Source organism: Herbidospora sakaeratensis, assembly GCF_001570525.1.
Taxonomy (GTDB): Bacteria; Actinomycetota; Actinomycetes; order Streptosporangiales; family Streptosporangiaceae; genus Herbidospora; species Herbidospora sakaeratensis.
Map to the genome: position 1 here is coordinate 52,776 of NZ_BBXC01000028.1, position 10,183 is coordinate 62,958.

At 75.3% G+C, this 10,183-nt stretch carries 1 protein-coding gene; it reads right to left on the reverse strand.

Going from position 1 to position 10,183, the window contains the following annotated elements; all coding sequences use genetic code 11:
• Positions 1-10 precede the first annotated feature (10 nt).
• Positions 11-10,156: a type I polyketide synthase gene (locus AW271_RS42700; RefSeq protein WP_062342610.1), complete on the reverse strand. Its 10,146-nt coding sequence runs from the start codon at positions 10,154-10,156 to the stop codon at positions 11-13.
• Positions 10,157-10,183: the final 27 nt, after the last annotated feature.

Genomic DNA, 10,183 nt, shown 5'->3' on the forward strand with positions numbered 1-10,183 from the left:
ATTGAGCGGGTCAGTTGGTCTGCGGCGCCGACCGCGGCAGCCCGAGTTCCTGGTCGAGGAAGCTGAAGACCTCGTCCGGCGTGGCCGATCGGAACTCGATGTCGGCGGGTTGGTCAGCGCGGTGGGCGTCGAGCCAGTTCGACAACATCCCGCGCAGCAGCTTCGTGACGTCGTCGCGGGTCCCGGCGTCCGGCGTGAGACCGGACAGGGTGGCCGCGAGCCGTTCGATCTCGGTGACGACCGACGGTTCGCCGTCCTCCGCGCCGGGCGCGAGCGCGGCCCCGACGTGACCGGCCAGCGCCTCGGGGGTCGGATAGTCGAAGACGAGGGTGGCCGGGAGCCGGATGCCGGTGGCCCGGTTCAGCCGGTTGCGCAGTTCGACGGCGGTCAGCGAGTCGAACCCGAGGTCCTTGAAGGCGCGGTCGGCGTCCACGTCGTCGACGGAGGCGTGCCCGAGCACGGCGGCGGCCTCGCCGCGGACCAGTTCGACCAGCACCCGGTCGCGTTCGGCCCGCGACAACCCGGCCAGCCGCCGGGCGAGCCCGTCGTCGGCCGGCTCCGCGTCGCCGCCGGACGACGCCCGCCGCACCTCGGGCAGGTCCCCGATCAGCGCGCTCGGCCGGTGGAGGCCGAACACCGGCGCGAACCCGGCCCAGTCGAGGTCGGCGACGGTCAGGGTGGCGCTCTCGCCGGTGGGGCCCGCGGTGTCGTCCAGGATCGCGGCCAGCGCCTCGACGGCCCGGCCGGGGTCCATCTCGCGCAACCCCAGCCGCCGGAGCCGCCCGCCGTCGCGGCCCATGCCGCCGCCGCCCCACAAACCCCAGGCGACGGACGTGGCGGCCAGGCCCCGGGCGCGGCGGTGCTCGGCGAGGCCGTCGAGGAAGGCGTTGGCGGCGGCGTAACCGGCCTGCCGGCCGCTGCCCCAGACGGCGGCGCCGGAGGAGAACGTCACGAAGGCGGTCAGGTCCGCCGTGAGCTCGTGCAGGTGCGCCGCCCCGGCCGCCTTGGCGGCGGCCACCTCGGCCAGCGCCGCGACGGTGAGCTCGTCGAGCGGGACGACCTGGCCTGTTCCGGCGGCGTGGAAGACCGCTGCCAGCTCCGGTCCCGTGCGGTCGAGCCAGGCCAGCAGGGCGGCGGCCCGGTCCCGCACGGCGATGTCGCAGGCGATCACCGTGACGGCGGTGCCCGCTTCGGCGAGCTTCGCGGCCAGCGCGGCCGACTCGCCGGTCGTGGGGCCGGACCGGCTGGTCAGCACGACGCGGGGGGCGCCGCGCCCGGCCAGCCAGCCGGCCACGCGCGCGCCGATGGCGCCGGTGCCGCCGGTGACCAGGGTGGTGCCGGTGGGGTTCCATCGTCCGGGCAGGCCGGTGCGGGGGGCGCGGACCAGCCGTCGGGCGTGCACGCGGCCGTCGCGGATGGCGACCTGGTCCTCGGTCTTCTGGGCCAGGACCGCGGCGAGGAGGGGGGCCGTGGTGTCGTCCACGACCGAAGGAAGATCGACCAGGCCGCCCCAGCGGCCCGGGTGTTCGAGCCCGGCGGCCCGGCCGAGACCCCACACCGCCGCCTGAGCGGGCGCGACGTCACCCGGACCGGCCCCCTGCCGGGTGACGGCCCAGACGGGCGCCTCGATGTCCCGGTCGCCGAGGGCCTGGAGCAGCGCGAGGGTGGCGGCCAGCCCGGCGGTGACCCCTGGTGCACTCGGGGACTCGTCGAGGGCGAGGAGGGAGAGCACGCCCGCCGCCGGTTCGAGCCGGTCCGCGAGTGCTCGCCGGTCGGCCGCGGAGGGTTCGACCTCGACGTGGACGACGTCGCTGAAGACCTTCGCGATCGTGGCGGCGAGGTCGCGCTGGGCGGGGGCCGCGATGAGCAACCATGTGCCGGTCGGCGCCGAGGGCTCGGGGTCGGGCAGGACCGGCCAGGCGATCCGGTAACGCCAGCCTTCGGTGCCGCCGCGCTCCCGCTGCCGCCAGGACGCCAGCGCGGGCACGACCTCGCGGAACGGCCGGTCGGCGTCGACGGCGAGGGTGTCGGCCAGGGTGGCGAGGTCGCCGTGGTCGACGGCGTCCCAGAACCGGGACTCGACGGGGCCGGCGGGCTTCGCCGTCTCGATCCAGTAGCGGCGGTGCTGGAAGGCGTAGGTGGGGAGGTCGACGCGGGGGCGGGGGCGCAGGACGGTGGTCCAGTCGACGGGGAGGCCGTGGACGTGCGCCTCGGCGAGGGAGGCGAGCAGGCGGGCGGGGCCGCCGTCGTCGCGGCGCAGCGTGCCCGTCACGACGGCGTCTTCGAGGAGGTCCGCGACGGGGGCGGTCAGGACGGGGTGCGCTGAGGTCTCGACGAAGACCGCGTGACCCGTTCCGCCGAGTGTCTCCACCGCCTTGGAGAACTCGACGGGGGCGCGGAGGCTCGCGTACCAGTAGGCGGCGTCCATCTCGGGGCCTTCGACGTACTCGCCGGTCATCGACGAGACCATCGGGATTCGGCCCGGTTGGGGCGTCACGCCCTCCAGCAGGTGGAGGATCTCCTCTCTCAACCGCTCGACCTGGGGGCCGTGAGAGGCGTAGTCGACGGGCAACATGCGGGCGCGGACACCATCGCGCTCACAGTCGGCCAGCAGGGCGGCCAGCGCCTCAGGCTCACCGGAGACCACGGTCGCGGCCGGGCCGTTGACCGCCGCGATCGACACCCGCTCGGCCCACGCTTCCAACCGGTTTCGCACCGCGGCGACCGGCTCGGCGATGGAGAGCATGCCGCCCTTGCCCGACAACGCGGTCAGCGCCTTGCTGCGCAACGCCACGACCTTGGCGGCGTCCTCCAGTGACAGGATCCCCGCCACCACCGCCGCCGCGATCTCCCCCTGCGAGTGGCCGACAACGGCGTCGGGCTCCACGCCGGCCGCCTGCCACACCGCCGCCAAAGAGACCATGACCGCCCACAACGCGGGCTGCACCACGTCCACCCGGTTCAGGTCGAGGTCGTCGTCGAGCGACCAGTCGACATAGGGGGCGAGAGCACGGCCGCACTCGGCCATGCGCGCCGCGAACACCGGGCTGCTCGCGGCGAGTTCCCGGCCCATCCCGGCCCACTGCGAACCCTGACCGGGGAAGACGAACACGACCCGGCCGCAACCACCGGTCGGCACGACACCCGTGACCACTCCCGGACCCGGCTGACCTGCGGCCACCGCTGACAACCCGGCGAGCAGCGCGTCACGGCCGGGCCCCAGGATCACCGCGCGATGCTCGAACGCCGACCGTGTGGTGGCCAGCGACCAGGCCATCCCAGCCGGGTCGAGTTCGGGGCGGGCACACGCGCCAAGACGGTCGGCCTGCGCGGCCAGCCCGGCCGCGCTCCGTGCCGACACCGGCCACACCGGCGCCGTCCCGGTCAGCACCGGCGGTTCGGCGGGCGTCGGCTGGGCGACGGGGGCGACCGGTGGGGCCTCTTCGAGGATGACGTGGGCGTTGGTGCCGCTCATGCCGAAGGCCGACACCCCGGCCCGGCGGGGGCGGCCGTCGACCGGCCACGGTCGCGGGTCGGCCAGGAGCTCGACGTCGCCGGCCGACCAGTCGATGTTCCCGGCCGGTTCTCCGGCGTACAGGCTGCGGGGCAGTTCCTCGTGCTGGAGGGCCAGCACCATCTTCATCACCCCGGCCGCGCCGGCCGCGCTCTGGGTGTGCCCCAGGTTGGACTTCACCGACCCGAGCAAGAGCGGCCGGTCCCGGTCCTGTCCGTAGGTGGCGAGCAGCGCCTGCGCCTCGATCGGGTCGCCCAGCACGGTGCCCGTGCCGTGCGCCTCGACGACGTCGACCTCGTGCGCCGCCAGGCCCGCGTTGGCCAGCGCCGCCCGGATCACCCGCTGCTGCGACGGGCCGTTCGGCGCGGTCAGGCCGTTCGACGCGCCGTCCTGGTTGACGGCGCTGCCGCGGATCACCGCGAGCACCCGGTGGCCGTTGCGGTGCGCGTCCGACAACCGCTCCAGCAGGAGCATGCCGGCGCCCTCGGCCATGCCCATGCCGTCGGCCGCCGCAGAGAACGCCTTGCACCGGCCGTCGCGGGCCAGCCCGCGCTGCCGCGAGAACCCGACGAGCGCCCCGGGCTGCGCCATGATCGTGACGCCGCCGGCCAGCGCGAGCGAGCACTCCCCCGCCCGCAGCGCCTGCGCCGCGAGATGCAGCGCCACCAGCGACGACGAACAGGCCGTGTCGATCGTGACGGCGGGCCCCTCCAGGCCCAGGGTGTACGACACCCTCCCGGACAACACGCTGGTCGAGCCGCCCGTCATCAGGTGACCCTCGGAGCCGGTGGCGTCGAAGAGGCCGTACCCCCAGGTCGTGCCGCCGGCGAAGACGCCGGTCTGCGAGCCGCGCAGCCGGGCGGGGTCGAGGCCGGCCCGCTCCAGCGCCTCCCAGCTGATCTCCAGCAGCAGCCGCTGCTGCGGGTCCATCGCCAGCGCCTCACGGGGGCTGATGCCGAAGAACCCCGCGTCGAACTCGGCCGCGTCATGGACGAACCCGCCCGAGCGGGCATAGAACGAACCGGCCTTGTCGGGGTCGGGGTCGTACAGCCCGTCGATGTCCCAGCCCCGATCCCGGGGCAACTCGGTGACCGCGTCACCACCGTTGGCGAGCAACGTCCACAACGACTCGGGGTCGTCGACCCCGCCGGGGAACCGGCAGCCCATCCCCACGATCGCGATGGGTTCATCCGGATCGGCGAGCACGACCGGCACAACCGGGGCGGCCGCGGGCGCACCGAGCAGTTCTGCGCCCAGGTGACCGGCCAGGACCGCGGCCGTCGGGTAGTCGAACACCAGCGTGGCGGGCAGCCGCAGCCCGGTGGCGGCGCTCAGCCGGTTGCGCAGGTCGACGGCGGTGAGCGAGTCGAACCCGAGGTCGGTGAACGCCCGCCCCAGCTCGACCGCGTCCCCGGAGGCGTGCCCGAGAACGGCGGCGACGTGGCTGCGCACCAGATCGGTGAGCACCCGGTCACGCTCGGCCGGAGCCGCCCCGTCGAGCCTGCGGCGCAGCCCGTCGACCACGCCGTCCCGGTCGGTGCCCGCAGCCGTGGACAACCGCGCCGGCCCGGCCAGCCCTCTCAGCAGCGCCGGGACACCCGCGCCCCGCCCGGCCTGGGCGCGCATCCCGGCGACGTCGACCCGGATGGGCAGCAGCAGCGCCTCGTCCCGGGTGAGGGCGAGATCGAGCAGCGCGAGCCCCTCATCGGCGGACAACTCGGCCGTGCCGCCGCCGGTGACCCGGTCGAGCAGCCCCTTCTTCAGGTTCCGGCCGATCCCCTCACCGGCCACCCAGGCTCCCCAGGCGAGGGAGACGGCGGGCAACCCGGCGGCGCGGCGGCGGGCGGCCAGCGCGTCGAGGAAGGCGTTGCCGGCGGCGTAGTTGCCCTGCCCGGCCGCGCCGAACGTGGCCGCAGCGGAGGAGAACAGGACGAACAGGTCCAGGTCATGGCCAAGGGTCAGCTCGTGCAGCGCCCAGGCCGCGTCGGCCTTGGGCCGCATCACGGCCTCGACCCGCTCGGAGGTCAGCGACCCGATCACACCGTCGTCGACGATCCCCGCGGTGTGGACGACGCCCGACAGGACCGTCCCGGCGGGCAGTCCGGCCAGCAGTCCCGACAAGGCGGCCCGATCCGCGACGTCACAGGCGGCGACCACGACGTCCACCCCGGCGGAGGCGAGGTCAGCGGCCAGGGCGGCGACACCGGCACCGGGCCCGGCTGCGACATCGGCTGCGACATCGCCAGCGACACCGGCATCGGCATCGGCATCGGTCCCGGCGGCGGGCGCCGCGATGGTCTTAGCAGCGGTCTCGGCAGCCAGGGCGGTGCCACCGGAACCGGGCCCGGTAGCGGTCCTGGGCGTAGGTCCGGAGCGGCTGATCAGGACCAATCGGGCGGCCCGGCCGGTCGCGGCAAGGTGTCTGGCGGTCAGCCCCGCGAGCGTCCCGGTGCCGCCGGTGATCAGGACGGTGCCGGGGACGCGGAGCGGCGAGGGCTGGTCGCCCGTGCCGACCGCGTCAGCCGCGTCGGTCGTGCCGGTCGCGTCATTCGCATCGGCTGCGACGGCCGGTGGGCGCGTCAGCCTGCGGGCGTGGGCGACGCCGTCGCGAAGCGCGAGTTCCGGTTCGTCGGCGGAAGGCACGCCGGCCAGCAGTGCGATGTGCTCGTCGTCGGCGGGCAGGTCGGCGAGGATGAGGCGGCCCGGGTGCTCCGACTGGGCCGAGCGGAGCAGGCCCACGGCGGCTGCGGCGGCCAGGTCGGTGACGCCCTCGCCGGGGTGCGCCTCGACCGCTCCCCGGGTGACGACGACCAGTGGCGCCGGTGAGTCGAGTGCCGTCCATTCCCGTGCCAGGTTCAGCGCCGCGGCCGTGACCTGGCGGGCGGCGGCGCCCTCGTCGTGTGCCGCGGCCGTTCCGAGAGTGGTCACGACCACGTCCGGGACGGCGCCCGAGGTGGTCAGCGCCGCGAAGTCGGGGTAGGTGTCGGCCTCGATGCCGGTCGTGGCCAGGTGGCGGGCCAGATCGAGTGGGTCGGGTCCGACGACCGCCCAGTGGCCGCCGGATGCGGGCTTCGGCAGGGGAACGGGCGTCCAGCCGACGCCGAACAGGGCGTCGCGGAGCGCGGCCGCCGCCTGGGGGGCGACCGGGCGCAGGACCAGCGATTCCACCGACACGACCGGCGTGCCCGCCGGGTCGGTCGCGACGAGCGAGACCGCCCCGGTCGGCGTCACCCGCAGGCGGGCGCGCAACACCGACGCGCCGACGGCGTGAAGGGACAGGCCGGACCAGGTGAAGGGCATGCGCGGGCCCTCGGTGTCCGGGCCGGCGAGCCAGCTGGCGCTCAGGGCGGCGTCGAGGAGGGCCGGATGCAGACCGTAGTCGCCGGCCTCGCCCGCCGCCTCGGGCAGGACGACCTCCGCGAAGACCTCGCCGTCGCGCCGCCAGACGGCGCGCAACCCCTGGAAGGCGGGGCCCAGCCCGGCGGCCGTCGCGAGTTCCCGGTGCGCGCCGTCGACCGGAACGGTCTCGGCTCCGGTGGGGGGCCAGGTCTCGTCGAAGGGCGCCGGTGGTTGGGCGGGACCGATCCGGCCGGTGGCGTGCCGGGTCCATGGGAGGCCGGCGTCGACCGGCCGGGCGAAGATCTCGACGTCCCGTCGGCCGTCGCCGTGGGGGCCGCCGACGGTGACCTGCACCTGGACGGCGTCCGGCAGCGCCAGAGGGGCGGCCATGGTCAGTTCGTCGATCCGGGTGCAGCCGACGCGGGCTCCGGCGGCGAGCACGAGCTCGGCGAAGCCGGTGCCGGGGAAGAAGACGGTGCCGGCCAGCGCGTGGTCGGCGAGCCACGGCTGGTCCGCCGGTGACAGGCGTCCGGTGAACAGGAGGGCGTCGCCGTCGGCGAGCTCGACCACGGCGCCGAGCAGCGGGTGCCCGACCGGGCCCAGACCCGCCGAGGCGACGTCGGCGGCCGCCGACCGGGGCGGGGGCCAGTAGTGGTCGCGCTGGAAGGCGTAGGTCGGCAGGTCGACGCGGCGTCCGGCGGGCAGCACCGCCGCCCAGTCGACGCCGACGCCGTGCACGTGCGCTTCGGCCAGCGAGGCGAGCAGGCGGCGGGGGCCGCCGTCGTCCCTGCGGAGGGTGCCGGTGACGACCGCGTCCTCCAGGGTGGCGGCGACGGCGGAGGTCAGCACCGGGTGGGGGGACACCTCTACGAACACGCCGTGGTCGGCGCCGAGCGTCTCGACCGCCCGGGAGAACTCGACGGGGGCGCGCAGGCTGGCGTACCAGTAGGCGGCGTCCATCTCCGGGCCGTGGAGGAACTCGCCGGTCATCGCCGAGACGATCGGGATGCGGCCCGGCCGCGCAGCGACGCCCTTCAGCAGGTCGTGAATCTCTTCGCGCAGTTCTTCGACCTGCGGGCCGTGCGAGGCGTAGTCGACGGGCAACATGCGGGCGCGGACACCGTCACGCTCGCAGTCGGCCAGCAGTTCGGCCAGCGCCTCGGGGTCACCAGAGAGCACGGTCGCCGAGGGGCCGTTGACCGCCGCGATCGACACCCGATCGGCCCATGCCTCGATCCGGCTTCGCACGGCGGCGACCGGCTCGGCGATCGACGACATCCCGCCCTTACCCGACAGCGCGACCAGCGCCTTGCTGCGCAGCGCCACGACCTTGGCGGCGTCCTCCAGCGACAGGATCCCGGCCACCACGGCCGCCGCGATCTCCCCCTGCGAGTGGCCGACCACCGCGTCGGGCTCCACGCCGGCCGCCTGCCACACCGCCGCCAGGGACACCATGACCGCCCACAACGCGGGCTGCACCACGTCCACCCGGTTCAGGTCGAGGTCGTCGTCGAACGACCAGTCCACGTAAGGAGCGAGAGCACGGCCGCACTCGGCCATGCGCGCCGCGAACACCGGGCTGCTCTGGGACAGTTCCCGGGTCATCCCGGCCCACTGCGACCCCTGGCCGGGAAAGACGAACACCACGCGTCCGGCGTCGCCGGCGGACGGGACCGTGCCGCGGATCACCCCGTCGGCCGGTTCCCCCGAGGCGACGCACGCCAGCCGCGCCGTCAGTTCGTCTCGTTCGCCACCGACGACGACCGCGCGGTCGTCCAGGGCCGACCGGGTGGTGGCCAAGGACCGGCCCACGTCCAGCGGGTCGAGCCCGCCCGCCACGACGGCCTCGCGCAGGCGTTCCGCCTGGGCCGCGAGCCCGGCCGCGCCGCGTGCCGAGAGCGCCCAGGCCGTCACGCCGCCCGTCAGGACCGTCGGCCCCACGGTCTGCGGTTCGGGTGAAGGCGGCTCTTCCAGGATCACGTGAGCGTTGGTGCCGCTGACCCCGAACGCCGACACCGCCCCACGCCTGGGTCGCCCGTCCGGCTTCCAGGGCACCGCCTCGGTCGCCAGCCGTACCTCCCCCGCCGACCAGTCGACGTGCGGCGACGGCTCAGCGGCGTGCAGCGTCGGCGGCAGCAGGTCGTGCCCGAGGGCCAGCACCATCTTCAGCACCCCGGCCGCCCCCGCCGCCGCCTGCGTGTGCCCGAGGTTCGACTTCACCGATCCCAGCCACAGCGGGCGGTCGCGGCCCTGGCCGTAGGTGGCGAGCAGCGCCTGGGCCTCGATCGGGTCGCCCAGCACCGTGCCCGTGCCGTGCGCCTCGACCGCGTCCACGTCGGCCGCGAACAACCGGGCGTCGGCGAGGGCGGCGCGGATGACGCGCTGCTGGGAGGGGCCGTTGGGGGCGGTGAGGCCGTTGGAGGCGCCGTCCTGGTTGACCGCGCTGCCCCGCACCACCGCGAGCACCGGGTGGCCGTTGCGCCGCGCGTCGGAGAGGCGTTCCAGCACCAGGACGACCGCGCCCTCGGCCCAGCCCGTCCCGTCGGCGTCGGCGGAGAACGCCTTGCAGCGGCCGTCCTCGGCCAGCCCCTCCTGGCGGGAGACCTCGGAGAACGCCGACGGCACGGCCATCACGGTCACGCCGCCGGCCAGGGCGAGGGTGCACTCGCCCGACCGCAGCGCCTGGGCGGCGAGGTGCAGTGCCACGAGCGACGACGAGCAGGCCGTGTCGATCGTCACGGCCGGGCCTTCGAGGCCCAGCGTGTAGGCGACCCGGCCCGAGATCACGCTGGGGGCCAGGCCGGTCAGCTGGTAGACGCCGGCGCCGGGGGCCGCGTCGGCGGGGTAGCCGGAGAAGGTGCCGCCGGTGAACACGCCGGTGGACGTCCCGTGCAGCGACCTCGGGGCGATGCCGGCGCGCTCGAGGGCTTCCCAGGAGGTCTCCAGCATCAGCCGCTGCTGCGGGTCCATCGCCAGGGCCTCGCGTGGGCTGATGCCGAAGAACGCGGCGTCGAACTTCGCCGCGTCGTACACGAAACCGCCCCGGCACCAGGTCGAGTCGTGGTCGAGTTCGGTCCGCCAGCCCCGGTCGCCCGGGAAGCCGGAGATCGCGTCGACGCCCTCAGAGAGCAGCGTCCAGAAGGCTTCGGGGCTGTCTGCGCCGCCGGGGAGGCGGCAGCCCGTGCCGACGATCGCGACGGGCTCGGGCTCGCCGGTCTCGGCCTTGCGCAGGCGTTCGCGCGTCTCGTAGAGCTCGGCCGAGACCCTCTTCAGGTACGCCAGGAGCTTCTCATTCTCGACCATCGGAGGTTCCCTTCGGGTCACGCGCCG